The sequence below is a fragment of the Streptomyces sp. NPDC093094 genome (genome assembly GCF_044754345.1).
In the GTDB taxonomy this organism is placed as follows: domain Bacteria; phylum Actinomycetota; class Actinomycetes; order Streptomycetales; family Streptomycetaceae; genus Streptomyces.
The window spans coordinates 519,039-544,061 of the sequence record NZ_JBIVOX010000006.1 but is presented as its reverse complement, the minus strand read 5'-3'; the positions used below and the strand labels follow the sequence as shown (position 1 = coordinate 544,061).

At 72.5% G+C, this 25,023-nt stretch carries 21 protein-coding genes and 1 pseudogene; 14 read left to right on the top strand and 8 right to left on the bottom strand.

The window, feature by feature from the left end; translation table 11 throughout:
- Nucleotides 1-201: 201 nt before the first annotated feature.
- The gene (locus ACIQGV_RS16050; RefSeq protein ID WP_402494975.1) at nt 202-378 is read right to left on the bottom strand and encodes a hypothetical protein; all 177 of its coding nucleotides are present in this window, start codon (nt 376-378) and stop codon (nt 202-204) included.
- A gap of 325 nt (nt 379-703) precedes the next feature.
- Here ACIQGV_RS16050 and ACIQGV_RS16045 point away from each other — a divergent pair, with 325 nt between their 5' ends.
- From ACIQGV_RS16045 to ACIQGV_RS16025, 5 genes are read left to right on the top strand one after another with little or no spacing between them, the layout of a single operon-like run.
- Nucleotides 704-2,545 carry a glycoside hydrolase family 15 protein gene (locus ACIQGV_RS16045; RefSeq protein ID WP_402494973.1) on the top strand — a complete coding sequence of 614 codons (1,842 nt, stop codon included), beginning with the start codon at nt 704-706 and terminating at the stop codon, nt 2,543-2,545.
- The gene (locus tag ACIQGV_RS16040; RefSeq protein WP_402494970.1) at nt 2,542-4,254 is read left to right on the top strand and encodes a GMC oxidoreductase; all 1,713 of its coding nucleotides are present in this window, start codon (nt 2,542-2,544) and stop codon (nt 4,252-4,254) included. Before ACIQGV_RS16045 ends, ACIQGV_RS16040 begins: the two co-directional genes overlap by 4 nt.
- A gap of 22 nt (nt 4,255-4,276) precedes the next feature.
- Nucleotides 4,277-5,239, top strand: coding sequence for a myo-inosose-2 dehydratase (gene iolE / locus ACIQGV_RS16035; protein WP_402494968.1), 963 nt, complete (start codon nt 4,277-4,279; stop codon nt 5,237-5,239).
- 12 nt (nt 5,240-5,251) lie between these two features.
- Entirely contained in the window at nt 5,252-6,502 is a 1,251-nt protein-coding gene (locus tag ACIQGV_RS16030; protein ID WP_402494965.1) for an FG-GAP repeat domain-containing protein, read from the top strand.
- Between the two features lie 2 nt (nt 6,503-6,504).
- The gene (locus ACIQGV_RS16025) at nt 6,505-9,222 is read left to right on the top strand and encodes a hypothetical protein (RefSeq protein WP_402494964.1); all 2,718 of its coding nucleotides are present in this window, start codon (nt 6,505-6,507) and stop codon (nt 9,220-9,222) included.
- A gap of 61 nt (nt 9,223-9,283) precedes the next feature.
- On the opposite strand, the gene ACIQGV_RS16020 is transcribed toward ACIQGV_RS16025, so the two are convergent.
- From ACIQGV_RS16020 to ACIQGV_RS16000, 5 genes are all read right to left on the bottom strand, one after another.
- A complete protein-coding gene (locus tag ACIQGV_RS16020; RefSeq protein WP_402494962.1) occupies nt 9,284-9,586 on the bottom strand; it encodes a hypothetical protein in 303 nt (100 codons plus the stop codon).
- A gap of 101 nt (nt 9,587-9,687) precedes the next feature.
- The gene (locus ACIQGV_RS16015) at nt 9,688-11,499 is read right to left on the bottom strand and encodes an SIR2 family protein (RefSeq protein ID WP_402494960.1); all 1,812 of its coding nucleotides are present in this window, start codon (nt 11,497-11,499) and stop codon (nt 9,688-9,690) included.
- A 51-nt stretch (nt 11,500-11,550) separates the two neighbouring features.
- Complete coding sequence (locus tag ACIQGV_RS16010) at nt 11,551-12,762, bottom strand: MFS transporter (RefSeq protein ID WP_402494958.1); 1,212 nt, start codon at nt 12,760-12,762, stop codon at nt 11,551-11,553.
- Nucleotides 12,762-13,298 carry an SRPBCC domain-containing protein gene (locus ACIQGV_RS16005; RefSeq protein WP_402494956.1) on the bottom strand — a complete coding sequence of 179 codons (537 nt, stop codon included), beginning with the start codon at nt 13,296-13,298 and terminating at the stop codon, nt 12,762-12,764. The genes ACIQGV_RS16010 and ACIQGV_RS16005 overlap by 1 nt, the downstream gene beginning before the upstream one ends.
- A gap of 325 nt (nt 13,299-13,623) precedes the next feature.
- The gene (locus ACIQGV_RS16000) at nt 13,624-14,268 is read right to left on the bottom strand and encodes an ATP-binding protein (RefSeq protein ID WP_402494954.1); all 645 of its coding nucleotides are present in this window, start codon (nt 14,266-14,268) and stop codon (nt 13,624-13,626) included.
- Between the two features lie 176 nt (nt 14,269-14,444).
- Here ACIQGV_RS16000 and ACIQGV_RS15995 point away from each other — a divergent pair, with 176 nt between their 5' ends.
- From ACIQGV_RS15995 to ACIQGV_RS15955, 9 genes are all read left to right on the top strand, one after another.
- Complete coding sequence (locus ACIQGV_RS15995; protein ID WP_402494952.1) at nt 14,445-15,275, top strand: helix-turn-helix domain-containing protein; 831 nt, start codon at nt 14,445-14,447, stop codon at nt 15,273-15,275.
- Nucleotides 15,272-15,475 carry a DUF397 domain-containing protein gene (locus tag ACIQGV_RS15990; RefSeq protein ID WP_402494950.1) on the top strand — a complete coding sequence of 68 codons (204 nt, stop codon included), beginning with the start codon at nt 15,272-15,274 and terminating at the stop codon, nt 15,473-15,475. The genes ACIQGV_RS15995 and ACIQGV_RS15990 overlap by 4 nt, the downstream gene beginning before the upstream one ends.
- A gap of 262 nt (nt 15,476-15,737) precedes the next feature.
- Nucleotides 15,738-16,613, top strand: coding sequence for a hypothetical protein (locus ACIQGV_RS15985; RefSeq protein ID WP_402494948.1), 876 nt, complete (start codon nt 15,738-15,740; stop codon nt 16,611-16,613).
- Nucleotides 16,614-16,999: 386 nt separating this feature from the next.
- The gene (locus ACIQGV_RS15980; protein ID WP_402494947.1) at nt 17,000-18,022 is read left to right on the top strand and encodes an AraC family transcriptional regulator; all 1,023 of its coding nucleotides are present in this window, start codon (nt 17,000-17,002) and stop codon (nt 18,020-18,022) included.
- Between the two features lie 452 nt (nt 18,023-18,474).
- A complete protein-coding gene (locus ACIQGV_RS15975) occupies nt 18,475-19,533 on the top strand; it encodes a 3-keto-5-aminohexanoate cleavage protein (protein ID WP_402494945.1) in 1,059 nt (352 codons plus the stop codon).
- Between the two features lie 71 nt (nt 19,534-19,604).
- A complete protein-coding gene (locus ACIQGV_RS15970) occupies nt 19,605-20,579 on the top strand; it encodes a quinone oxidoreductase family protein (RefSeq protein ID WP_402494943.1) in 975 nt (324 codons plus the stop codon).
- Between the two features lie 130 nt (nt 20,580-20,709).
- Complete coding sequence (locus ACIQGV_RS15965) at nt 20,710-21,609, top strand: TauD/TfdA dioxygenase family protein (protein WP_402494941.1); 900 nt, start codon at nt 20,710-20,712, stop codon at nt 21,607-21,609.
- A 35-nt stretch (nt 21,610-21,644) separates the two neighbouring features.
- Nucleotides 21,645-22,988, top strand: a complete 1,344-nt coding sequence (locus ACIQGV_RS15960; protein WP_402494939.1) for an MFS transporter — start codon at nt 21,645-21,647, stop codon at nt 22,986-22,988.
- Nucleotides 22,985-23,617 (top strand): RBBP9/YdeN family alpha/beta hydrolase, encoded by a 633-nt coding sequence (locus tag ACIQGV_RS15955; RefSeq protein ID WP_402494938.1) that lies wholly within the window; start codon nt 22,985-22,987, stop codon nt 23,615-23,617. The genes ACIQGV_RS15960 and ACIQGV_RS15955 overlap by 4 nt, the downstream gene beginning before the upstream one ends.
- A gap of 97 nt (nt 23,618-23,714) precedes the next feature.
- Here ACIQGV_RS15955 and ACIQGV_RS15950 read toward each other — a convergent pair whose 3' ends face one another.
- Complete coding sequence (locus tag ACIQGV_RS15950) at nt 23,715-24,614, bottom strand: 3-hydroxybutyryl-CoA dehydrogenase (RefSeq protein ID WP_402494936.1); 900 nt, start codon at nt 24,612-24,614, stop codon at nt 23,715-23,717.
- A pseudogene (locus ACIQGV_RS15945) lies at nt 24,611-24,769 on the bottom strand (acyl-CoA dehydrogenase family protein); the annotation flags it as partial. The pseudogene ACIQGV_RS15945 and the gene ACIQGV_RS15950, both read right to left, overlap by 4 nt.
- Between the last annotated feature and the right edge of the window lie 254 nt (nt 24,770-25,023).

Here is a 25,023-nt window from a genome sequence, read left to right as displayed (position 1 = left end):
GTCCTCCCGGCCGTCCTCCCGGCCGTCCTCCCGGCCGTCCTCCCGGCCGTCCTCCCGGCCGTCCTCCCGGCCGTCCTCCCGGCCGTCCTCCCGGCCGTCCTCCCGGCTACCCCCTCCCGGCTGCCCCCTCCCGGCCGTCCTTTCGGCCGCGCTTCCGGCCGTTCCCTTCCTCGCCGGCCCTCTCCCGGCCGTCCCTTCTTCCTAGCCGTCCCCCTCCCAGTCGTCCCCCTCCCAGTCGTCTCCCTCCTCCTCGTCCTCCTCGTACCGCTCGCCCTCCGCCTGTGACGGCAGCGGGTCGCCGGGCAGCGGGAGGTCCTCCACGTCCCGCACGTCCTCTTCCGCCTCGCCCTCGGCCCGGGAGGGGGTCCGATCGTCCATGGTGAGGCACCTCCGCGCTCTCCGGGCGGCGGTCCGGCACCGCCGTCCGCCTGCCGGGTACCCCGGGCGGCGGCCCGGGCCCATACCGGCGACATATTCCTCCGTATGTCACAGGCATATGACAAGTCGCTCATTCCGCTGCCCTGTGCCACCGTGAAGAAGGCGCCTGCGGCCCATGCCCAGGCAGTCGCCCGCGCAGGGGTCCCCGGCCTTTCCCGGCACCACCCCCGCGGTGACCCATCGTCCTGTTCACCCGTCCACGCATCCGCGGTCGCCCCTGCGCGCAGGCGCGAGCCCGCCGGACGCGGCCGAGGGGAGTGCCGCCATGGTCAGCGCCATCGAGGACTACGCCGTCATCGGCGACCTGCACTCCGGTGCGCTCGTGGGCCGGGACGGGTCGATCGACTGGCTGTGCCTGCCGAGGTTCGACTCGCCCGCGTGCTTCGCCGCCCTGCTGCACGACGACAGCGCCGGACGCTGGCTGCTCGCCCCCGCCGGCGCCGGCCCCGCCACCCGGCGCCGGTACCGCCACGACACGCTGGTCCTGGAGAGCGAGTGGCACACCGCCGAGGGCGGCGTACGCGTGGTGGACTGCATGCCGCTGCGCGGCGAGGCCGCCGACGTGGTGCGGCTCGTGGAAGGGCTCAGCGGACGGGTCACCATGCGGATGGACCTGAGACTGCGCCCCGACTACGGCCGGATCGTGCCCTGGGTGCACCGCGCCGGAGGCGGACTGCGCGCGGTGGCGGGACCCGACGCCTTCTGGCTGCACACCCCGGTCGAGGTGTACGGCGAGAACCTCACCACCCGGGCCGAGTTCACCGTCGAGGCGGGCACGCGGGTGCCCTTCGTCCTCACCCACAAGCCCTCCCACCTCGTCAGCCGGGCCAAGCCGGTCGAGGCGCTGTCCGCCGTCGAGGCCACCGAACGGTTCTGGCGCACCTGGACGGACCGGTGCCGCTACCGCGGGCGCTGGGACGACGCCGTACGCCGCTCCCTGATCACTCTCAAGGCCCTGACCTACCAGCCCACCGGAGGCGTCCTCGCCGCGGCCACCACCTCCCTGCCCGAGCAGCTCGGCGGCTCCCGCAACTGGGACTACCGCTTCTGCTGGCTGCGCGACGCCACCTTCACCCTCCAGGCCCTCCTCGGCACCGGCTACCTGGAGGAGGCCACGCAGTGGCGTGACTGGCTGCTGCGCGCGGTCGCCGGAGACCCGGCCGACCTCCAGATCATGTACGGCCTCGACGGCACCTGGCGGCTGCCCGAGTACGAGCTCGACTGGCTCTCCGGGTACGAGAACTCACGCCCCGTCAGAGTCGGCAACGCCGCCACCCGGCAGTTCCAGCTGGACGTGTGGGGAGAGGTCCTCACCTCCCTCCATCTGGGCCGCGAGAGCGGGATGCCCGCCAGCGACACCGCGTGGAACATGGAACTGGCCCTGCTGGACTTCCTGGAGGGCAACTGGCAGGAGCCCGACCACAGCCTGTGGGAGGTCCGCGGCACGCCACGCCACTTCGTGCACTCCAAGGCGATGGCCTGGGCCGGCCTGGACCGGGCCGTGCGCTCGGTGCTGCACCACGGCCGCTGGGGCCCGGTGGACCGCTGGGAGAAACTGCGCGACCGCATCCACGAGGAGATCTGCACCGAGGGCTTCGACGCCGAACGGGGCACGTTCACCCAGTTCTACGGCTCGAAGGGCGTCGACGCGGCCCTTCTGCTGCTGCCCCGCGTCGGCTTCCTGCCCTGGCACGACCCGCGGATCCGCGGCACCGTCGACACCGTGCGCCGGGAGCTCGGCGAGGACGGCTTCCTGCGGCGCTACCTGCCCGGGGCCGACGGCGCGGTGGACGGCCTGCCCGGCGCCGAGGCCACCTTCCTCGTCTGCACCTTCTGGCTCGTCGACGCCCTGCACGGCACCGGCCGCCCGCAGGAGGCCGCCGAGCTGTACGAGCGGCTGCTGGACCTGCGCAACGACGTGGGCCTGCTCGCCGAGGAGTACGACCCGGCGACCGGCCGCCACCTCGGCAACACCCCGCAGGCGTTCAGCATGGTCGGCCTCGTCGACAGCGCGCTGCGGCTCGACGGCGCGACGGACCTCCCCCACGCCGACGGCCCCGGTGCCGCAACCCCCTCCGCCCCGGAGACCGCGAAAGGACGTCCATGAGCGACACCGCCGCGCCCGCGCCCCGCGAGGCCGACGTGCTGGTCATCGGCAGCGGCCCCGTCGGGTGCACCTTCGCCCGCCGGCTCGTCGAGGCCGGACGGCACGTCCTGATGATCGACGCCGGGGCCCAGCTCTCCCGCCGCTACGGCGAACACCTCAAGAACAGCTACCTGTTCCAGAAGAACACCGATCTGTTCGTCTCCGTCATCAAGGGCCATCTGCTGCCCCTGTCGACCGCCACCAACCGGGAGCCGGTGCTCACCCTCGACCCCTCGGCGTTCTCCTACGACCCGGAGAAGTACGCCGGGTTCTCGATGCGCAACCAGAACCCGGAACAGCGCGGGCACCTCAACCTCCCCGCGGCTGCGGCCACCTACGCGGTCGGCGGCATGGCCACCCACTGGACCTGCGCGGTGCCCCGCTTCCACCCCGAGGTGGAGCGGCAGCACGACGGACAGGGCTACCCCATCGACGACAAGGAGATGGACCGCCTCTACGGCGAGGCGGAGGCCCTCCTCGCCCGCAGCACCTCCGTGTTCGCCTCCTCCGCCCGCCACCTCCTGGTCGGACGGGTGCTCCAGCAGGCCGGGGAGGACTTCGCCGACGTCACCGAACTGCCGCTCGCGGTCCGCGACCGCGCCGACTCGGCCCGCACGGGAGCGGTCACCTGGTCGGCCGCCGACACCGTCCTCGGCGACCTGGCCGACCCCGCCCACACCCCGCCGCGGGGCTCCTTCACCCTGCTGCCCGAGCACCAGTGCGTCCGCCTGGAGATCACCGGCTCGGACAAGCACCAGAAGGTCCGGTACGCCGTGGTGCGCGATCTGCGCGACGTACGCGAGGAGATCAGGCTGCGCGCGGACACGTACGTCGTGGCGTGCGGGGCCGTGCCCACCCCGCAGCTGCTGTTCAACTCCGGGGTCACGCTGCCCGCGCTCGGCCGCTTCCTGACCGAACAGCCCCTGGCCTTCTGCCAGGTGGTGCTCCAGCAGCGGCACATGGACCACGTCGAGGAGATCCTGCGCGCCGGTTCCCGCCACGCCGGTGACCCGGCCGACGCCGCGGCCGGACGCGTCGCACGCCATCGTGCCGCCCAGCTGAAGCGGCTGCACTCCGGCGACAAGTGCGCCGACCCGGTGCCCTTCCCGCCCGACGAACGCGACCCGAACCTGGCCCTGCTGGTGACGGACACCCGCCCCTGGCACTGCCAGATCCACCGGGACGCCTTCACCTACGGCGCCGTGCCCCCGAACGTCGACCCCCGGCTCATCGTCGACCTGCGCTGGTTCGGCATCTCCCGGCCCCGCCCGGAGAACCGGGTCACCTTCTCCCGCCGTCTGCGCGACACCTTCGACATGCCGCAGCCCACCTTCGCCTTCCGCCTCGACGACGCCGAACGCACAGCCGCGGACCGGATGAACGAGCACATGCTGCGCACCGCCGCCGCGCTGGGCGGGTTCCTGCCCGGCTCCGAACCCGTCTTCCTCACCCCCGGCCTGCCCCTGCACATCGCGGGCACCACCCGCATGGGCCGCAGCGCGCTGGACAGCGTCGTAGACGAGTACTCCAAGGTGTGGCACATCGACAACCTCTACCTCGGCGGCAACGGCCTGCACCCCTTCGGCAACGCCTCCAACCCCACCCTCACCAGCGTCGCCATGGCGCTGCACGCGGCCGACACCATCGTCAAGGGCCACCCCGGACACTGACTCCCCGAACCCTGGACCCACCATGCCGGCACAGACCGCCGCACGCCCGGACGGCATCCATCTGGGCATCACCCCCACCTGCTGGACCAACGACGACTTCCCCCTCATCGGCAACGACATCCCCATGGAGCAGTGCCTGAGCGAGATCGCGCTCGCCGGGTTCGAGGGGTGCAGCATCGGCCACACCTTCACCACCGACGCCGACGCGCTGACCGCCGCGATGCATCTGCGCGGGCTCAGCGTCAGCGAACCCTGGGTGAGCACGTACTTCACCGTGCCCGACGGCCCCGCACGCACCGCCCGTGAGCTGCTGAAGGTGCTGGAGTTCCTCCAGCGGTTCAACGCCGGCGGCCCGCCGGTGCCGGCCCGCGTCATCGGCGTCGCCGAGTTCGGCGGGTCCGTCCACCTCCAGGCGCTCAGCCTGCGCGGCAACAGACCGGAGTTCACCGACGGGCAGTGGGCCGACCTCTGCGACGGACTGGACAAGGCCGGCGAGATCGCCGCACGCCAGGGCTTCACCCTCGCCTACCACCCGCACATGGGCACCGGCGTCCAGACCGGGCAGGACGTCGACCGCCTCATGCGCCACACCGACCCCCGCCACGTCGGTCTGCTGCTGGACACCGGCCACCTCACCTGGGCGGGCGCCGACCTGCCGGAGCTGATCGAGCGGCACCGCGACCGGATCGTCCACGTCCATCTGAAGAACGTCCGCGGCGCCGTCCGAGCCGACCGCACCCTCGCCGACGGCAGCTTCCGCGAGTACATCGAGGCGGGCGTCTTCACCGTGCCCGGCGACAGCGACGGCGACATCGACTTCGACGGCGTCCTCAAGCTCCTCCGCCCGGGCGAGTCCTACCGGGGCTGGCTGGTCGTGGAGGCCGAGCAGGACCCCCACGGCGGTCACCCGCCCCTGTACTACGCCCGCACCGCCCGCGACTACCTGGCCCGGGCCCTCGGCCGGCCCACCCCCCACCTCATCTGAAAGGCACCCCTCATGGGCGCAAGCACCCCCCTCGGCATCCGCCTCCCCCGGTTCGACCGCGAGGTCCTGGAGGACGACCTCATCGAGGGCTACTGGCTGGAGGCCCCCGACATCGACGGCGACACCCGGCCCGACCTGGTCGGCCACGGCCTCTACCTCGGCGAGCTGTACTGGTACCAGAACCCGGGCTGGCAGAAGCGGCTGGTCGCCGACGGCTTCCACATGCCGATCGGCGCCCACTTCGGCGACATCTCCGGCAACGGCCGCCCCGACATCGTCGTCTGCTACGAGCTGTACGGCGCACGCGGCCGCATCGACGACCCCGACCCCCAGGGCGGGAAGATCGACTGGATCGAGAACACCGGCAAGTTCGACTCCGAGACCCGCTGGAAGCGCCACTACATCGGCCGCGAGACCGCCATGCACCGGCTGCGCCTCGGCCACTTCACCCAGACCCGCCGGCCGGAACTGATGGCCCTGCCCACCGTGGGCGCCCATCACGTCCACGCGCTCGTCCCCGTGGTGCTGTTCAGCCCCGACGGCGACGTCCGCAGGCCCTGGCACAAGCGGATCCTCGACGACGCCCACTTCCGCATGATCCACGGCGTGGAGATCCAGCCGAACCCGCTGCCCGGCAGCGAACACCTCGACTCGATCCTCCTCGCCTCCGAGGAGGGCGTGACCTGGCTGCACCACGACGAGCGCAAGCACCGGTTCACCACCACGCACATCGGCGACGGCGAGCACGGGCGGTTCGAGCGGACCGGGTTCAAGGGCAGCGGCGACGTCGGCGCCGGACGCATCGGCGACGACCCGCACGCCTACGTCGTGGCCACCGAGCCCTTCCACGGCAACACCGTCGCCGCCTACATCAAGGAGACCCCCGGCACCCCCGTGCCCGAGGCGACCTGGCGGCGGGTCGTGCTGGACGTCTTCGGCGACCCCAACGAACTCGGCGAGGGCCCCAGCCACCAGATCGTCTGCGCCGACTTCGACAACGACGGCGACGACGAGTTCCTGGTCGCCCTGCGCGGCCCCCACCCCTGGCAGGGCGTCTTCTACTACAAGTGCCTGGACATCGCCGCGGGTGTCTTCGCCAAGTGGCGGGTGTCCTCCGACAGTGCCGCGCGGATCGCCATCGGCGACTTCAACGGAGACGGCAGACTCGACTTCGCGACCATCGCCTACAAGGTCGACAAGTACTTCCTCGCCGAGGACGCCAAGCTCTGCCTGTTCCGCAACGCCATCGACGAGGCCGGATAGCCATGCCCCGCAAGCGAACGCGGTGGCCCTGGGCGGTCGGCGTCGTCGCGATCCTGGTCCTCGGCACGGTCGTCGCCGTCGTCATCGGCGCCGACGCCGAGGCCGCCGCGTCCTCCCTGAGCGTGCTGGTCTCGGCCACCGTCGGCCTGTGCAGCTGGTCGTGGCACCGTTCCCGGCCCGCCACCCCGGCCACCCGGACCGAGCTGGAACAGGCCGCCGAGGCGCTCGCGGCCATGGTGCGCCGCCAGTGGACCGAGGAGGCCGCCGCACAGGGCCTGCTCGACCCCCACCCGCTCGCGGTGCGCTGGCGCAGCGGCCAGACCGAGGCCGGCGACCATGTGCGGATGGTCGGCCGCACCCTGTCCGGCCGCAGCGACGACATCCACGCCTTCGCCGCCGCGTTCCGCGCCCTGCCGCGCCGCCGGCTGGTGATCCTCGGCGACCCCGGCGCCGGCAAGACGGCTCTCGCGATCCTGCTCGTCCAGGAACTGCTGCGCGACCCCGAACCCGGCGGACCCGTCCCGGTCCTGCTGGACCTCGCGCCGTGGAACCCCCGCAGGGAACCGCTCCTCGACTGGATGGCACGCCGCATCCACGAGGACTACCCGGCGCTGCGCAACCAGGAGGCGTACGGACGCGACGCGGCCCGCAAGCTCGTCGCCGACGGGCGTGTCCTGCCCGTGCTGGACGGCCTGGACGAACTGCCCGCCGAGCTGCGGCCCGGGGCGCTGGCGGCCGTCAACCACGCCGTCGCCGTGCACGGCCCGCTGGTCCTCACCTCGCGCCGGGACGAGTTCCGCCGCCTGGTCGCGGAGACGGACGTGATCACCGCCGCGGCGGTCGTCGTCGCCGCTCCGGTGGAGGCGGCGGACGTGGCCGACTACCTGCGCAGCGCCGTACCGCCCCGGCGCGGCGCCGCCTGGCAGCCGGTGCTCGACGACCTCACGGGCCGGCCCGAGGGCGCCGTCGCCCGGGCCCTGTCGGTGCCGCTGAACGTCTGGCTCGCCCGCACCGTCTACGCGGCGCCGTCGAGCGACCCGGCCGAACTCGTCCGCTTCACCGACGCGGTCGGCCTCCAGCACCATCTGCTCGACGCGCTGGTCCCCGCGGTCTTCTCCGCGGAGACGGCGCCGGTGGACCCGTCCGTCCCCGACGCCCGCCGCACGGCCGCCGCACGATGGCATCCCGACGACGCCCGCACCGCGCTCGCCTTCCTCGCCGCACACATCAAACGCCAGGAGACCGACGACATCGCCTGGTGGGAACTCCACCGCGCACTGCGGCCGGACCCGGCGGGCCCCCTGTCGGGACCCGTGGCGGGGGCCGTGATCGGGCTCGGGGCGGGATGCATGGCGGGCGACCACTTCCACTGGGTGCTCTCCCCGCTCGCACGGCTGGGCTGCTTCCTGGCCGTCACGCTGGGCACGGCCGTCGCGGCGACGGTGACGATCCGGCTGGCCTCCGGCGGCGGCGACCCGGCGGCGAGGGTCCTGCCGGGGCCGGGGCCGGGGCCGGGGCCGGGGCCGTCCGCCGTCGGCCGGGCCGTGCGGCGGATCGGGACCGGATGCGCGGTCGTCCTTCCGCTGGCGGTCCTGATCGGGGCGGTCGTGGAGTACTGGGCGGAAGCCTTCGAACGCGCGGACACGGACGTCGAGGTGATCGTGCCGCCGTACACCGGGATCAAGGCCGGTGCGGCCTGGGTCCTTCTCATGGTGCTGCTGGCCCTGGGCGCGCGGTGCGCCGCGGCACTCCGCCGAAGGCTGCGGCCAGGTCCGCACACGACGGGCGGGTGGGGCGCCCAGGTGCGGAGGATCCTGCTGTTCATCGTCCTCTTCTGGGTCGGCGCGGAAGCCTTCGGGCTCCTCGTCTACATGCCGCTCCGGCAGGCGGCCGGGCAGCCCGCCACCGGCCTCTCCTTCGTCGCGCTCTCCGAGGACGTGGCCTTCGTCAGCCGGCGCGCCACCTTCCGTGCCGGGGTCTTCCTGCTGATCGCCGGAGTCATGGCGGGCCTGAACCTGTCCGGCGGCACCTCCCGGCCGACACGGCTGGACGTCCGCGCCCCCGTGCGCGTCCTGGGCGGGCTCGTCCCGGCCTGCGTCGGCAGGGGGCTGCTGATCGGTGTCGGACTGGGGATCGTCCTGTGCTTCGTCACGACGTGGGACGCGACGGTCCCCGTGTGGACGAGGCCGCTCGCGTGTGCCGGGTTCGGCGCCTTCTTCGGCGTCCTCTTCGGGCTGGCGCTGGCCGTGCTGCGCTGGGCACGGGTGCCGGCCGACCTCGAACAGGAGACACCGCAGTCCACCCTGCGCGGAGAACGCACGGCGGCCGCCGTCCTCATGGCGGTCGCCCTGGTGCCGCCCCTGGCCAAGTGGTTCGTCACCCAGCAGGCGCATCTGGCGACCAGTGACATCGGGGCCGTCACCGTCGTCGCCCACGGACTGGAGACCCTGGAGGCGAATGCGGCGATCGGGCTGGCCGCCGGGCTCCTGGCCGTCTCCGGCACCGCGTACTTCGCGTACCGGGAGACCGGTCTGAGGCTCGCCACGGCCCGGCGGCTGCCGAGTCGTCCGCTGTCGTTCATGGAGGACGCCCGGGCGCTCAGCGTGCTCAGACGGGTCGGGCCCGTCTACCAGTTCTGCCACGCGGAGTTCCAGGACCGCATCGTCACCGGGGCGACCCCGGCCGACGGAGTGCCCCGGACCGGTGCCGTACGGGCGTGAACGGTCGCGCCCGGCCGTTCACGCCCGACCTGTTCATACCCGGCCGTTCATGCCCGGCCGTTCACGCCGGGTCGTCCAGCCACAGGCGGCCCTCGGTCCGCCGTCTCTCCACCTCCGCCGGGGCTATGAACCGGATCTCCATGGCGTTGTCACTGGGGATCTCCAGCATCGTCCCCTCGGGGAGCAGCGCGCAGCCGCCGGTGCACTTCTCGACGCACACCTTCTTCAGATGCCAGTCGGAGTTGCCGGGAGCGAACGCGAGAACCTCGCGCAGCGACCATTCCCCGTCGTCCTTGTGCGGCAGGCGCACCGGGACGTCGCAGATGGTGATCGTGAAGGTGTTGTCGGTGACGATGTCCGTCATGGTGGATGCCCTTTCCTTCGGCGTATGCCGTACGCATATGCGCACGCGCGTTCCACGCTAGGACCGCCCCTCACACTCCGCCACCGGAAGGAGACACGACGTCACCGTCGCGGATGCCGCCCCACCGGCTCCGTGCAGTGCTCGGCGCACTGGAGGTCCACGACCGCCGCGGCCGTGTGCGCCCGCTGGATCTCACCGCCGAACGCACCGCTGCGCAGCAGGGGCCAGGTGTCGGAGAACCGGGCCTGCACCCGCTCCGCCACCCGCAGCCGGCCCGCGCCGTCCCAGCGGTCCGGGTGCGTGAACTCGCCCAGTGCCACCGGGGTTTGGGAGAGGTCGGCCTGCAGGAGCGCGGTCAGGTACTCGTACGTGTCGAACGCCTCGGAGACCGCGCGGTCGCTGTCGGCGGCCGGCTCGGCCAGCACCTGACGCAGCCCCTCCCGCAGCCAGGCGCCGGGCGGCAGCGCGTCGGCGATGTCGCCGGAGCCGAGGACGTCGCCGGTGCGCAGCGCCAGCACGGCCGGTGTGGGCTCGGCGGCCCCGCGGGAGCCGGGCCCGGGCGCGGAGCCGGGAGCCCGCACCGGCTCCAGCAGCAGCCGGCCGAACAGCTCGTCGCGTCCGGCCAGGAGCGCGGCGCTGCCGGCGGCGGCCAGCGCGAGCAGCGCCGGACACAGCTGGGGCTCCGGCCCGCCGCCCTCGGGCCGGGGGAGGTCCAGCAGCCGCTGCACCGCCCGCACCCACACCCGGGTGTGCAGCCCGGCCTCGTCGTGGAAGGCCCCCACGGCCAGCAGGTGCAGCAGCGTGTCGCAGTCGTCGCGGTACCGCTCCAGCAGATCCCGCCACGCCCCGGGGTCCAAGGGCCGCTCACCGGACGGGTACCGGCCGGGGCCGGTGAGGCGCCCGGCGACCCGCGCCGCCTCGGCGTCCACCAGTTCGTGCAGCTCCAGCCGGCGGACCGGGTCGGGCAGCGCGCGCTTGAGCCGGGCCAGCGCCAGCTCCCGCCCCGGCGCGGGCTCCGCCAGCCGGTCCAGGGCCTCGACACGGTCCAGCAGGCCGGGGAAGAACTCCTTCGCGGTCAGGCCCCCGACCACCACCGCCTCGTGCCGGGCGACGAGTTCGGCGGCCTTGCCCTGCACACCGTGGGGCGCGGACCAGAACACCGGGTAGCGGCGGGTGGCACGGCGTTCGAAGCAGGCGGCGAGAGCCCGGTCCCACTGGGCGGACCAGCCGCAGACGATCAGCCCGTACTCCTCCAGCACCTGGTCCACCAGCCCGGCCCAGGCGGCCGGGTACGCGGCCAGTTCCTCCTCGGTGTTGCGGGCCTCCAGATCGGTCAGGTCGCCGTGCAGCTTGACGACCGTGGCCCGGGCGTGGGCGAGCGGGGTCATGCCGCGCAGGCTGTCCGGACTGTGCACCACCTGCGGCTGCACCCCGGCGGCCGCCAGCGCCTGCTCGGTGAGCCGGTCGAAGTTCGTCGTCAGCACCACCCGGACCCAGCCCCGCGCCATCAGCCGGGCCACCGCGTGATGCGCCTCCCCGGGCTGCTTCAGACCGTCCCCGCGGTCGTCCTCGCCCTGCTCGAAGTACGCCCGCAGCAGCCGCTGCCGTGCGGCCGGGGTGTCGCCGAGGGCCTCCAGCAGCGAGGAGTAGCCGAGCGGCGTGCCGTCCCCGTGGCGGATCCACCAGCCCTCGGGGTCGGTGACGGCGAGACGCTCGTCCGCGCCGGCGGCGACGGAGGCCCGGCGCACCAGGTCCGTGACGATCTCCCAGCCCGTGGGCACCCCGGCGTCCCGCGACATGCCCGCCCCGAGCAGCAGCGCGTACACCCCGGGCCCGGCCTGCACGCACATCGACAGCGAGACCAGCGGATCGAGCCCGCGCACCGCCGCCGAGGGCGGCCCCTGCCCGCTCACCCCGTGCCCCCCGGGGCCGCCGCCCCGCCGCGGAGATCCGTCGGAAGGGCCCTAGCGCACACCGTCGGTCTCCGGTTCCGGGGCGGGCACCGGACGCCGCATCAGATAGGCGCCCGCCGCCGACACGAGCAGGGCCATGCAGGTGATGAACACCAGCCCCGCGCCCTCCAGCCCGAGCGGCCCCACCAGCAGGCCCACGCCGATGACCGGGACCGAGATACCGGCGTAGGCCACCACGAACAGCGCCGAGACCACCGCGGCACGCCGGTCCGCGGGCGCCGCCTGCGTCACCGCGGACAGCGACCCGCGGAACGCGAGGCCCTGCCCGGCCCCGCCGACGACCGCGCTCAGCACCACCAGCGGCAGCAGATCCCACCGCAGCGCCCCCGCCAGCAGCGCGAGCCCGGCCAGCAGTCCCGCGCAGCCGATCGGCAGCGAACGCCCCACGCCCACCCGCCCGACGGCCAGCTGCCCGGCGGTCGAGGAGAAGAAGGCGAGGGCCACGACCAGCCCGCTCACCGCCCGGTTGTGCACGTCCAGCGACTGCGCGAGGAACGACGGGCTGACCGAGGTGAACACCCCGAACAGCGCGAACCCCACGAACGAGGCGGCCGCCGCCGGCCCGAACACGGCCCGCACCGGCGGCGGCAGCCCGGGCTTCTGCGGCCGTACGGTGTTCAGCGGCCGCCGCTCCCGCACGGTCTCGGGCAGCCACAGCAGGACGAGGGCCGAACCGCCCACCAGCACGAGATGCACGGCGAACGGCAGGTACAGGGGTTGGTCGGCGTACTGCGCCAGCACCCCGGCGAGCAGCGGGCCGCAGCCCAGCCCGCCCATGTTGGCGGCGGTCGCCACGAAGGTCGCCCGCTGGGAGCCGCCGCGCGGGGCCAGCTCCATCACGTACGCCGTGGCGGCCCCGGTGAACAGCCCCGCCGACAGGCCGGACAGCAGCCGCCCCACGTACAGCCAGCCCAGCGCGGTCGCCCCGAGGAAGCACAGGGCGCTCACGGCCGCGAACCCCAGCCCGCACAGCAGCACGGGACGCCGGCCCACGGCGTCCGAGGCGTTGCCCGCCAGCAGCAGCACCCCGATCACACCGAAGGCGTAGACGGCGTACACGACGGTCACCGTCAGCTCGGAGAAGCCGAACTTCTCCTGGTACAGGCCGTACAGGGGGGTGGGCAGCGTGGTGCCGGCCATGCACACGGCGAACACCGCCCCGCTGAGCAGACACGGCAGCCAGCCGCGCACCTCCCCGCGCATCAGGGGGCGAGTCCGCCGGAGGCGGCGTCGATCAGGCCGGTCAGCCATGCCTGATGCCGGTTCAGCATCGGGTCGGGGACCTGCCGGGCCAGTTCGACCGCGGGCGGCCCGATCTGCGTCTCCTGCGTCAGGACACGCACCCGGCCGCCGGGCAGGTCCTCCACCAGCCAGGCGTGCAGCACCTCCAGCCGCTGCTCGGGCGTGCCGTTCTGCCCCGCGGTCCAGGACAGCCGGCCGGGGACGCCCTCCTGCGGGGCGCGGCACTCGACGACCCGGGCGTGCTGGGTGAGGACGGCGAGGACGCCGACGGGTTCGAAGGTGAACACCAGCCCGTCCTTCAGGACCGGCCCGCCGCCCTCGGGGAAGGCGACCTCGGCGATGCAGTCGTAGTACGACTCCCAGGTGGACGTGTCGGTCAGATGGCGCCAGACCCCGGCCGCGGTGACACCCTTCACGATCACCTCGTTGGACACGAAGTTGTCGCCGGTGCCGGGCAGGAACCTCTCGGGCCAGTCGATCGCGTTCTGCGTGGTCATGGGACCAGCCATACCCCTGCCGAAGGCCCGCCCCCGGCGCTGTCACCCGAACGTGGGTGCGCATGGGCGTGGCCGCTGCGGGCGATCGTGCCGGTGCTGCCAGGTACTCTCGGGTGCATCCGTACGTCGTGGTGGAGCCGAAGCAGTGGAGCCAGGCGACTCCGCACGAGGACGATCCCACCCTGTGCCATGTCGACACCTGCGCGCACCCCGTGCTCAACCCGATCGGGCAAGCAACAGAGGGCCGCTGCACGGCCTGGACCTCGAGTGCGGCGGCTTCGCCTGAAGGACACGGCCTTCACCCTGCGCGGCCGTCGGAAGAAGGTCACGGACCAGATCCTCTCTGCGACGCGGACTCACGGACGACGATCTCCGTAACCGGCAGCCTCCGGCCGCAACCCGAGGCCGTCGCGCCGCAGTGGAGAAGCAGCCGGAAGGGCCCGGTGCCGGGCTCGTGCGCTGATGCCGAGTCCGCAGGACCGGGGGCCGTCGCGTGCTTGCGCGGGCGGCCTCCGGTCGGTACACGCAGTTCCGCCCAGACCGTCTTGCCGGGGGCGGCCGGGCGAGGGGTGATGCCCCAGTCGTCCGCCAGGGCGGCGACGAGGAGGAGACCGCGGCCGGACTCGGATGCGGAGTCGGTGGTCGGGGGCGTCGACGGGGGTTGCTTCTCGGCCCGGGTGTCGGTCACCTCGATGCGGAACGTGTCATCGGACAGGGTGAGCCGGACGTGGAAGTCCCGGCCGGGGACGTGGCCGTGGCGTACGGCGTTGGCGGTGAATTCCGCCGCGATGAGCGTGAGCGTCTCGTTGACCGGCGTCGTGTACGGGTGGCCCCAGTCGTTCAGGCGGTGCGAGACGAGTCGGCGGGCGAGGCGGGCGCCGCGTGGCGTCGAGGTGAAGCGCATGGTGAACTCGCGTTCGGGTGCGGGGTGTCGTGGCATATGCCCGTTCGGGGGAGTTGCTGCATCCATACGGTCAACGGTTGCGGACTCTGCGTAGCGTTGAACAGGAGCGATGCCCTGACGGGTGCGGGCTGTACGCGTCGGCGGTGCGCTTGTGGGCGGTGTCGGGCGTGACCGGTCTCCGGGCTGCGTGTTGGGCGGGTGGAGTCCGGTGGCCGTGGTGGTCGTACGGGAGGAGTCGCGGCGTGGACGACGAGGTTCAGCAGCCGGAGTACGAGGTCGGGACGGGCGTCCTGAGCGTGTTCGGGCGGCAGTTGAAGCTGTTCCGGGAACGGGCGGGGATGGACCGGGCGAGGTTCGGTTCGCTGACCGGATACTCGGCCTCGACGATCGCGGCGTTCGAGCAGGCGAGACGTATTCCGCCGCCGAGGTTCATCGACCAGGCCGACGAAGTGCTTGATGCGAGCGGGGTGTTGAGCGCGAGCAAGGAGGAGGTGGCTCGGGCCCAGTATCCGGCGTTCTTCCGGGATGCCGCCAAGTTGGAGGCCGAGGCGGTCGAGCTTTACGTGTACGACACCCACGTGGTCAACGGCCTCTTGCAGACAGAGGAGTACACGCGAGCTCTGCTGGCGATGCGGCGGCCATTGTTGGACGAGGCGACCATCGAGCAGCGCGTTGCGGCGCGGCTTGCACGACAGGAGATTTTTGACCGATGGCCCGCCCCGTTACTGAGCTTCGTCATGGAGGAGCCGGTTGTGCGGCGGCCGCTTGGCGGTCAGCAGGTATGGCGTGGGCAGCTTGAGCAACTGCTGTTGCTCGGCCAGAAGCGGAACGTCGAGCTTCAGGTGATGCCGCTCGATCGCGAGGACAATGCGGGTGTCGATGGCGCGTTCACCTTGCTGAAGCCAAGGCAGGCGCAACAGGTCGGTTACATGGAGGCTCAAGGCCGGAGCACACTGGTCACGGAGCGAGACACGGTCCATGCGCTGTCCGCGCGCTATGGGATCATCCGAGCGCAGGCTCTCACTCCGAGTGAGTCTCTGGCCTTCATCGAGAAGCTGTTGGGAGAGAGATGAACGCTGAAGCAAAGTGCGTTCCCGCGCTTGCGCTTGTCTGGGTCAAGAGCAGCTACAGCGGCGCTGAGGGTGGTCAGTGTGTCGAAGTGGCTGCTTGCCCCGGCAGGGTCCACGTCCGCGACTCCAAGGACACAACCCGAGCCGCCCTGACCGTACAGCCCACGGCGTGGACCGCCTTCGTCGAGTTCGCGGCGCTCTGACAGGGGCGGCACCGATGGCAGGGTCTCCCGGCGGGCGTGTGCTTGTCGAGGGCCCTGCGCATCCCGCCGCGCCATGCCGGTGTCGGCTGTCATGACGGTCGACGTCCGGTGGAGGCGCAGGTTCTCGGCGGGGGCGCCTTCCCGGAGGCGATCGGCACCGTGGCGGACCCTGCCCGCACCCCACCGGCACTCAGGTAACGAGGTCTCAACGGAGCCGGTCTGACCAGGCCCTTGGAGCGCGGAGCCACTGTAGGTTCCTGCCATGAAACAGGGTAAGGGGATCGAGAACCCCGAGTCGCGCTTCTCCGCGGTGCTGGTGAGCGCAGCCAGGCTTCCGGGTGTGCGTATCAACAGGGAGACGTACCTCCGAAGCGCGCTGGCTCGCCGCTGCTCCGAGGAGGAGATCCGGAAAGCGATAGAGGAGACCCCCGCTGCGGCAGGCATACCTGTAGAGATTCTCGACAAGGTGGCCGGCGACTCCATCCGCTACGAGACCGCCAAGGTCAGTGCTCTCTCCGCCGCTGCCGGGATACCCGGTGTCCTCGCCCTCCCCGCCACCGTGCCCGCCGACGTGGCCCAGTACTTCGGCCACATGCTGCGCATCGCGCAGAAACTCGCCTACCTCTACAGCTGGCCCGATCTGTTCTCCGACGAGGGCGACGACGTCGACGACGCGACCATGGGGGTGCTCACGCTGTTCTTCGGCGTGATGTTCGGCACCCAGTCGGCGAACGCCGCCGTGGGGAAGGTCGCGGGCATGATGTCGGAGCAGGTCGCCAAGAAGCTGCCGCAGAAGGCGCTCACCCAGGGCCTCATCTATCCGATCGTGAAGAAGGTCGCCGGCTACCTGGGCGTCGAGATGACGAAGCAGTCGTTCGCGAAGAGCGTCTCGAAGGCCATCCCCCTCGTCGGTGCCGCCGTCTCCGGCACCCTCACCTTCGCGACCTACCTTCCGATGGCCAAGAGACTCAAGAAGCACCTCGCCGGCCTGCCACTGGCGGAACCGTCGCTCCGAGTGACGGACGAGGGCGTCGTGGACGGCGAAGTCGTGGAAGACCACGGGCCTTTCCCCACAGCACGCGCTGAACAGCACGGCGCGGACATCACCGCCGTCAAGTTTGAGGAACCCCGGCGTTGAGCCTGCGAGTGCCCTCCTGACCGCCGAAGCGCGGCGGAGGGCGATGCCGTCCGCGGTGACCGCCTGGCGGACGGCAGCGGGATGCGGCGACGGTTCGTTCCCGGTCGCACGGTCTCCCCGGCGACGGCCGGCGTGCCGGCGTTCGTAGGATCGGCACGTCGTGGGTGTCACCGCCTGCCTGTATTTCGGGATTCTCCCCCACGATCTGGACCGGTGGCCGCCTGACGGAGCCGTCCCGGCGCGGGCCGAAGGGTGCGCGGCCCCGCCGAACCGTTCGTCGCAGTGCCGCGGCGAACGGAGATGGCACACATCACTCGGCCACCGTACTTGACGCACAGGGACGGGAAACTTAGCTTCTGGGGACCCACCGCCCCTGGAGCGTGTCCATGAGGCCCCTCGCCCGTACCGCCGCGCTGAACGGATACATCGAGCTGAGCCGTTCCCTCGGGCTGGATCCCCGGGCACTGATGAGGAGCGTCGGTCTGGACACCGCCGACCTCGCCGTGCAGGACCGGTGGATCTCCGGTACGGCGGTGGTCGGCCTGCTGGAGCTGTCGGCCGCCCGCTCCGGACGCGAGGACTTCGGGCTGCTCCTCGCGGAGCTGCGGCGTTTCTCCAACCTCGGGCCGATCAGCCTCCTCGTGCGGGAGGAACCGGACGTGCGCAGCGCGCTGGACCTGCTGATCCGCCATCAGCACACATACAACGAGATCCTGCACGCCCGGCTCTCGGAGGGCAACGGGGTGGCCACGCTCAAGGTCGACCTCCGGCTCGGCGAGCCGCAGCCGGCCCGGCAGGGCACGGAGCTCGCCGTGGGCGCCTTCCACCGGGTGCTGTGCGGTTTCCTCGGCCCGCGCTGGCGTCCGTCGTCGGTCTGCTTCACCCACCGGGCGCCGCGTGACACCGCCGGACACCGCCGGCTGTTCGGGCCGGTGGTGGAGTTCGACCGCGACTTCAACGGCATCGTCTTCTACGCCGAGGACCTGGACGCCCCCAACGCCATGGCCGACGCGCAGCTGCGCAGCTACACCCGGCAGTACTTCGAGCCCGTCGCGGCCACCCGGGAGACGTCCGAGGCCGACCGGGTCCGCGACCTGATCGAGGCGCTGCTGCCGACCGGGCGCTGCTCCATCGAGCAGGTCGCGCGCAGTCTCGGTGTCGACCGGCGCACCGTGCACCGCCATCTGGCCCGGTGCGGGGAGACGTTCTCCTCCCTGCTCAACTCGACGCGCAGAGCGCTCGCGGAGCAGTTCGTCGCCAATCCCAGCCGTTCCCTGACCGAGGTCTCCACCCTGCTGGGGTTCTCGTCGCTGAGCGCGTTCTCCCGCTGGTTCCACGAACAGTTCGGCACCGGTCCGCGGGAGTGGCGCAAGGGCCGGACCGGACCGGCGGCGCCGGGCGCGAGCTGAGCCCCCGGGACGCGCACGGGACGACGGCGCCCCCGTCCCGCGCCGCCCTCCCGCGCCCCCGTTCCGCGCCCCCGTTCCGCGCCGCCGTTCCGCGCCGCCGTTCCGCGCCGCCGTTCCGCGCCGCCGTCCCGCGCCCGGCGGTGTCCCGCGCCCGGCGGTGTCCCGCGCCCGGCGGTGTCCCGCGCCCGCAGGGGTGTCCCCGATCGGCAAGTCATCTGTCACCACAGGCAAAGCACGCACCTGCGGCCCGCCCTACCTTGGCACCACCGCGCAGGCGGCCGGACTCCGGAGGGAAGACCCTTCGACTCTCCTGAGGGCTTTCCCTCCGGACCGGCCCGCGGCCACCCGGTCCCCGGCCGTCACCGGCCCGGACGACCGCTGCCGCAGGCCCTGCCGGCCCGCCCGCCGTCCGCCTCGTGACGCCCTCTCCCCGACGCCAAGGAGAAGCACCCGTGCACTTCCACGACGACTCCCTCTTCCCGGAGAACCAGGAGAAGCTGGTGATCCAGGCCGCGCCGTACGGCCCCGAGTGGCTGCCCGGGGACGCGGACGACCTGCCCCTGACCATGGACGAGCACGTCCAGGCGGCCGTCGACTGCCACAACGCCGGCGCGACGGTGCTGCACATCCATGTGCGTGAGCTCGACGGCAAGGGCTCCAAGCGGATGTCCATGTTCAACGAACTGCTCGGGCGGCTGCGCGAGGCCGTGCCGGACATGGTGCTCCAGATCGGCGGCTCCATCTCCTTCGCCCCCGAGGGCGAGGGCGGCGACGCCAAGTGGCTCGCCTACGACACCCGCCACCTGCTGGCCGAGCTCACCCCCGCGCCGGACCAGGTGACGATCGCGATCAACACCAGCCAGATGAACATCGTCGAGATCATGAACGACGACGACCTGGAGGGCACGTCCATCGCGAAGCCCGACTACTACCGGGCCTACCGCGACATGGTCGTCGAGGCCGGTCCCGACTTCTACCTGGAGCACCTCAGGCGCCTGCACGCAGGCGGCATCCAGCCGCACTTCCAGCTCGCCCACCTGGCCCAGCTGGAGACCGTGGAGCGGCTGATCCGCGCGGGGATCTACACCGGCCCGCTGATCCTCAACTACGTGGCCATCGGCGGCGGTTTCGCCGGCCGGCACCCCGCCGACCTGGTCGAGTTCATCCGCCGCGTGCCGGACGGCGCCGTGCTGACGATCGAGAGCTCCATGCGTGCCGTGGCCCCGATGAACGCCGTCGCCATCGCCCTCGGCCAGCATGTGCGCGTCGGCAACGAGGACAACCTGTGGGGCGCCAAGGGCGAGCGCATGTCGTCGGTGGCCCAGATCGAGCAGATGGTGAAGATCTCCGAGGCCCTCGGCCGGGACATCGCCACCGGCGCCGACGCCAAGCGGATCTACCGGATCGGCGAGTACTACGCCGACGCCGACGAGACCCTCGCCCGGCTCGGCATGGTGCCCAACCGCCGCCCCGGACAGCGCGGCTTCATGCTGCGCGACGTCCGGGCCTGAGCCGACCCCCGTCCCCAGCCCCCCGTCCCCAGCCCCCCGTCCCCACCCCACGAACCCCGCGGGAGCTCCCTGTGGCACATGCCGTCCGCTTCTACGAAACCGGTGGCCCCGACGTCCTCACCTGGGAGGAGGTGTCCGTCGGCGACCCCGGCCCCGGCCAGGTGCGCATCCGCCACGAGGCCGTCGGCCTCAACTTCGCCGACACCTACTTCCGCACCGGGCTCTACCCGGTCCGGCTGCCCGACGGCATCGGCGTCGAGGCCGCCGGCGTGGTGGAGGCGGTCGGTGAGGGCGTCACCCACGTCGCCGCCGGGGACCGGGTGACGTACACCGGGAGCCCCCTCGGCGCGTACAGCACCGAACGGGTCATGGACGCCTCGCACCTGATCCGGCTGCCCCGGGAGATCAGCTGCGAGACGGCGGCCGCGACGACCATGCGCGGCCTGACGGCGGCCTACCTCCTGCGCAGGATCCACCCGCTGCGGGAGGGGGACACGATCCTGCTGCACGCGGCCGCCGGCGGCGTGGGCCTGATCGTCTCCCAGTGGGCCGCGCTGCTCGGCATCCGTGTGATCGGAACGGTCTCCAGCGAGGAGAAGGCGGAGCTGGCCCGCGCACACGGATGCGAGCACGTCATCCGCTACCGCCAGGAGGACGTGGCCGAGCGGGTGCGGGAACTGACCGACGGCGCCGGTGTGCCGCTGGTCCTGGACAGCGTCGGCAAGGACACCTTCGCCGGTTCCCTGGCCTCGCTGGCCCGCCGCGGCCTGCTGGTCTGCTTCGGCACCGCCTCCGGCCCCGTGCCGCCGATCGACGCCATGCAACTCGCGGTCCGCGGCTCGCTGTTCGTCACGCGGCCCGCCCTCGCGGACTACATCGCCGATCCCGCCGAACGGGGCGCCCTGGCAGGAGAGCTGTTCGGCCACGTCTCCTCGGGACGCATCGCCGTCGAGATCAACCAGCGCTACAAGCTCGACGACGCCGCCCGGGCCCACCGCGACCTGGAAGCCGGACGGACGACCGGGTCCTCCGTCTTCACCCTGTGAGCCACGCGGAGACCCGTGCCGAGCCGCGCGGAGACCCGTGCCGAGCCGCGCGGAGACCGGCACGACATGCACGGCCCGCAAGAACGGTGAGCACCGCACCCTCCACCCCCATTCCATGGAGTGAGCACTCATGACCGACACCCTCTCGTCCGCCCCGCGCACCGGAGCGCGGCGCACCCCGATCGACGTCGAACCGCTGACCTGTGCCCTCGGAGCCGAACTGCGCGGCGTGAGCCTCGCCGACGCGGCCCGTGACGACGACCTGTTCGCCGAGATCAAGAGCCTGCTGCTGCGGTACAAGGTTCTCTTCCTGCGCGACCAGGACCTCTCACGCGCCGACCATGTCGCGTTCGCGTCGCGCTTCGGTCCGCTGGAGGACCACCCCGTCGCCGGCAGCGACCCCGACCACCCCGGACTGGTCCGGATCTACAAGGACCTGGACAGCCCCCCGGAGCACTACGAGAACGCCCTGCACACGGACGGCACCTGGCGGGAGAACCCCTCGATGGGCGCCGTGCTGCGCTGCGTCGAGTCACCCCCGGTCGGCGGCGACACGATCTGGGTCGACATGGCGGAGGCGTACCGCCGGCTTCCCGAGGACGTCAAGGCCCGCATCGAGGGGCTGCGCGCCCGGCACAGCATCGAGGCCACCTTCGGCGCCGTCATGCCGCAGGAGCAGCGCCACGCCCTGAAGGAACGTTTCCCCGACGCGGAGCACCCCGTCGTGCGCACCCACCCGGAGACCGACGAGAAGATCCTCTTCGTCAACGCGTTCACGACGCACTTCGTCAACTACCACACGCCCGAGAACGTGCGTTTCGGCCAGGACTACGCGCCGGGCGCGAGCCGGCTGCTCACCTATCTGATCAGCCAGGCCGCGATCCCCGAGTACCAGGTGCGCTGGCGCTGGACCCCCGGCAGCGTGGCCGTCTGGGACAACCGCTCCACGCAGCACTACGCCGTCCAGGACTACTGGCCCGCCGTCCGCAAGATGGAGCGCGCCGGGATCGTCGGCGACAGACCGTTCTGACCTGCCCCCCTTCCCCAGCAGTCGAGGTGATGACAATGGAGTTTCACACCACTGCGCAGCGCACGGTCCCGACCGCGTCGGTCTGGCCCGTCCCCAGAGGCTATGCCTGGACGGTCTTCGCCCTCAGCTTCGGCCTGCTGCTCTCCGACTACATGTCCCGCCAGGTGCTCAACGCCGTCTTCCCCATGCTGAAGGCCGACTGGCTGCTCTCCGACGCCGCCCTCGGGTCGCTCAGCGGTGTCGTGGCCCTCACGGTCGGCGTGCTCACCTTCCCCATGTCCCTGATGGCCGACCGGTGGGGAAGGGTGCGCAGTCTGCTGCTCGCCGCCACCCTGTGGAGTGTGGCCACCCTCGGATGCGCCCTGTCGGCCGGCTACGGCCAGATGTTCGTCGGCCGGCTCTTCGTCGGCATCGGCGAGGCGGCGTACGGCAGCGTCGGGATCGCCGTGGTCCTCAGCGTCTTCCCGGTCACCCTGCGGGCCACCCTCTCCGGCGCCTTCATCGCGGGCGGCGCCTTCGGCTCGGTGCTCGGCGTCGTCATCGGCGGCGCCGTGGCCCAGGCGGCCGGCTGGCGCTGGGCGTTCGCCGTGATGGGGATCTTCGGCCTGGTGCTCGCCGCGGTGTACGGCGTCGTCGTCAAGGAGAGCAGGCTGGCACCGGGCGAAGGGCCCGCCGCCGGCGAGGCGGAAGGCGGAGCGCCCGAAAAGCTGCGCGTCCTGCTGCCCCGGCTGTTCTCCTCCGTCTCCGTCGTCGGTGCCTACATCGGCAGCGGACTCCAACTGTTCATCGCGGGCTCGCTCCTGGCGTGGCTGCCCAGCTTCTTCGACCGCTATTACCACATGGAGTCCGCCGAGGCCGGCGGGGCCGCGGGTGCCTTCGCGCTGATCATCGGCCTGGGAATGATCCTCGGCGGTCTCGTCTCGGACCGCGTCAGCACCACCGCCTCCAGTCGCAAGTGGGCCGTCGCCATCGGCTGCAGCCTCGGCTCACTGCTCCTGCTGACCGCCGCCTTCCAACTGCCCACCGGCCCCGCTCAGCTGGTGGCACTGGGCCTCGGCTGTCTGCTGTCCGCCGGTTCCGCGGGACCCGCGGCGGCCATGGTGGCGAACCTGACGCCCGCCGCCGTCGCCGCGACCGCGTTCGCCACCCTGACCCTCGCCAACAGCCTGCTCGGGCTGGCCCCGGGCCCCGCGGTCACGGGCGCGCTCGCGGACCGCCTCGGCCTGCTCGGCGCCCTGCGGGTCGTTCCCCTCGTCGCGCTCGCGGCCACGGTGGCCTTCCTGATCGGCCGACGCCGGTACGAAGGCGACCTCCTCCGCCTCGCCGCCGTCCCGGCCGGGACGGCGGAGCCCCGGCAGCCCACGGAGATCGCCTCATGAGCCCCACCGCCGAGCCCACCGTCGTCATCGTCCCCGGGCTGCGCGACCACGTCCCGGACCACTGGCAGACCCGTCTGGCCGAACGGCTCACCGGGGCGGGCCGCGCCGTCCGCACCGTCCCCCCGGTGACGGGTGAACGGCTCGCGCTGGACGTCCGGGTCGCGCGGCTGGCCGCGACGCTGGCCGCCGTGGACGGACCGGTCCTGCTGGTCGCCCACAGCGCAGGCGTCCTCGTCACCGTGCACTGGGCCGCGCGCCGTCGTGCCGAGGTGCGCGGCGCGCTCCTCGCCACGCCGCCGGACTTCGGGACACCGCTGCCGCCCGGCTACCCCACCCCCGCCGAACTCGCCCTGAACGGCTGGACGCCCGTGCCCCGCGGACCGCTGCCCTTCCCCAGCATCGTCGCCGCCAGCGCCGACGACCCGCTGGGCGCCCCGGACCGCGTCGCCGGGCTGGCCCGCGACTGGGGCAGCCGCCTCGTGGAGCTCGGCGCGGTCGGCCATCTGAACCCGGCCTCGGGACACGGGGAATGGCCCATGGCCGAGGAACTGCTCGGTCTGCTGGAGCCCGGCCGCCCCACGGCGGAGCGCCGGCGCCCCGGCCGGGAAGCCCGACGGGGAACCGGGTGAAGCCGGTGCCGAGGAGGACCGGGGCCGGTGAACCGGAGACGCCCGGGCCGGGGAACCGGGGCGTCGGCCGGCCGGGCGACCGGTCGCCGCGCGGTCGTCACGCCGGCTTCGCGGCCGGCGGGGAGGCGTAGGAGTGGAAACCCCGGCCGGACTTGCGGCCGAGGTGTCCGGCCTCGACCATCCGGGAGAGCAGAGGAGGCGGGGCGTACAGCGGTTCCTTGAACTCGGCGTACAGGGACTGCGCGACGGCCAGGGTCGTGTCGAGGCCGATGTGGTCGGCGAGGGCGAGGGGTCCCATGGGGTGGGCGCAGCCGCGCACCATGCCCTTGTCGATGTCGTCCGCGGTGGCGAACCCCGACTCGAACATGCGGACGGCCGACAGCAGATAGGGGATCAGCAGGGCGTTGACGACGAAGCCGGCGCGGTCCTGCGAGGTGATCACCTGCCGGCCCAGCCCGGTGGTGACGAAGGCGTGCATCCTCTCCCACGCGGTGTCGTCCGTGGTCAGGCACGGCACGAGCTCCACGAGGTCGAGGACGGGCACGGGGTTGAAGAAGTGCACCCCCATGACCCGGCCGGGACGTCCGGTGGCCGCCGCGAGCTTCATGACGGGGATGGACGAGGTGTTGGAGGCGAGCAGCGCCTCCGGCTTGGCCATCGCCTCGTCCAGCGCCGCGAACACCCGGAGTTTCAGCTGCTCGATCTCCGGGATCGCCTCGACGGCCAGATCGCGGTCGGCGAAGTCCGCCAGGTCGGTGGTGTAGCTGATGCGGCAGAGGGCCTGCTCGCGTTCGGCGGCGGTGATCCTGCCCCGCTCGGCGGCGCGGCCGAGGGAGTGCTCGATCCTGCGCCGGCCGGCCTCCAGGGCCGGCAGGTCGACCTCGTGGACGAGGGTGTCGAGCCCGGCCCGCGCGCACACCTCGGCGATGCCCGAGCCCATGAGCCCGCAGCCCACGACCCCGACGCGCTCGATGTTTCCGCCGCGTGCCGCGTTCACCGGGCCGCTCCCGCGACGCCGGGCAGGTTGCGGGCCATGACGATGCGCTGGACCTGGTTGGTGCCTTCGTAGATCTGGGTGATCTTGGCGTCGCGCATCATGCGCTCGACGGGGTGGTCGTGGGTGCAGCCGTAGCCGCCGAGGAGCTGGACGGCGGCGCGGAGCATGTCGTGCTCCTCGGACGGGCGGTACAGGTCGAAGTCGGGCATCTCTTCCTCGGTGGTTCACGGTGCGGGCGGCTGTCTGCCGCGAGGGGTTCCGCGGTGCCGGAGCACGGGGAACGCGGGCAGTGCGGGAGAAACGCGGGGAACGCGGGCAGTGCGGGAGAAACGCGGGGAGTGCGGGCAGTGCGGGAGAAACGCGGGGAGTGCGGGCAGTGCGGGAGAAACGCGGGAGTGCGGGAGAGGGG

Excerpts from the sequence above, each read along its gene's own strand:
- ACIQGV_RS16000 (WP_402494954.1), bottom strand. The coding sequence starts at position 14,268 with ATGGATGCAGCAACTCCCCCGAACGGGCATATGCCACGACACCCCGCA.
- ACIQGV_RS16045 (WP_402494973.1), top strand. The coding sequence starts at position 704 with ATGGTCAGCGCCATCGAGGACTACGCCGTCATCGGCGACCTGCACTCC.
- ACIQGV_RS15960 (WP_402494939.1), top strand. The coding sequence starts at position 21,645 with ATGGAGTTTCACACCACTGCGCAGCGCACGGTCCCGACCGCGTCGGTC.
- ACIQGV_RS15980 (WP_402494947.1), top strand. The coding sequence starts at position 17,000 with ATGAGGCCCCTCGCCCGTACCGCCGCGCTGAACGGATACATCGAGCTG.
- ACIQGV_RS16025 (WP_402494964.1), top strand. The coding sequence starts at position 6,505 with ATGCCCCGCAAGCGAACGCGGTGGCCCTGGGCGGTCGGCGTCGTCGCG.
- ACIQGV_RS16010 (WP_402494958.1), bottom strand. The coding sequence starts at position 12,762 with ATGCGCGGGGAGGTGCGCGGCTGGCTGCCGTGTCTGCTCAGCGGGGCG.
- ACIQGV_RS15955 (WP_402494938.1), top strand. The coding sequence starts at position 22,985 with ATGAGCCCCACCGCCGAGCCCACCGTCGTCATCGTCCCCGGGCTGCGC.
- ACIQGV_RS16030 (WP_402494965.1), top strand. The coding sequence starts at position 5,252 with ATGGGCGCAAGCACCCCCCTCGGCATCCGCCTCCCCCGGTTCGACCGC.
- ACIQGV_RS15965 (WP_402494941.1), top strand. The coding sequence starts at position 20,710 with ATGACCGACACCCTCTCGTCCGCCCCGCGCACCGGAGCGCGGCGCACC.
- ACIQGV_RS15990 (WP_402494950.1), top strand. The coding sequence starts at position 15,272 with ATGAACGCTGAAGCAAAGTGCGTTCCCGCGCTTGCGCTTGTCTGGGTC.
- ACIQGV_RS16050 (WP_402494975.1), bottom strand. The coding sequence starts at position 378 with ATGGACGATCGGACCCCCTCCCGGGCCGAGGGCGAGGCGGAAGAGGAC.
- ACIQGV_RS16040 (WP_402494970.1), top strand. The coding sequence starts at position 2,542 with ATGAGCGACACCGCCGCGCCCGCGCCCCGCGAGGCCGACGTGCTGGTC.
- ACIQGV_RS16020 (WP_402494962.1), bottom strand. The coding sequence starts at position 9,586 with ATGACGGACATCGTCACCGACAACACCTTCACGATCACCATCTGCGAC.
- ACIQGV_RS16005 (WP_402494956.1), bottom strand. The coding sequence starts at position 13,298 with ATGACCACGCAGAACGCGATCGACTGGCCCGAGAGGTTCCTGCCCGGC.
- iolE (WP_402494968.1), top strand. The coding sequence starts at position 4,277 with ATGCCGGCACAGACCGCCGCACGCCCGGACGGCATCCATCTGGGCATC.
- ACIQGV_RS15985 (WP_402494948.1), top strand. The coding sequence starts at position 15,738 with ATGAAACAGGGTAAGGGGATCGAGAACCCCGAGTCGCGCTTCTCCGCG.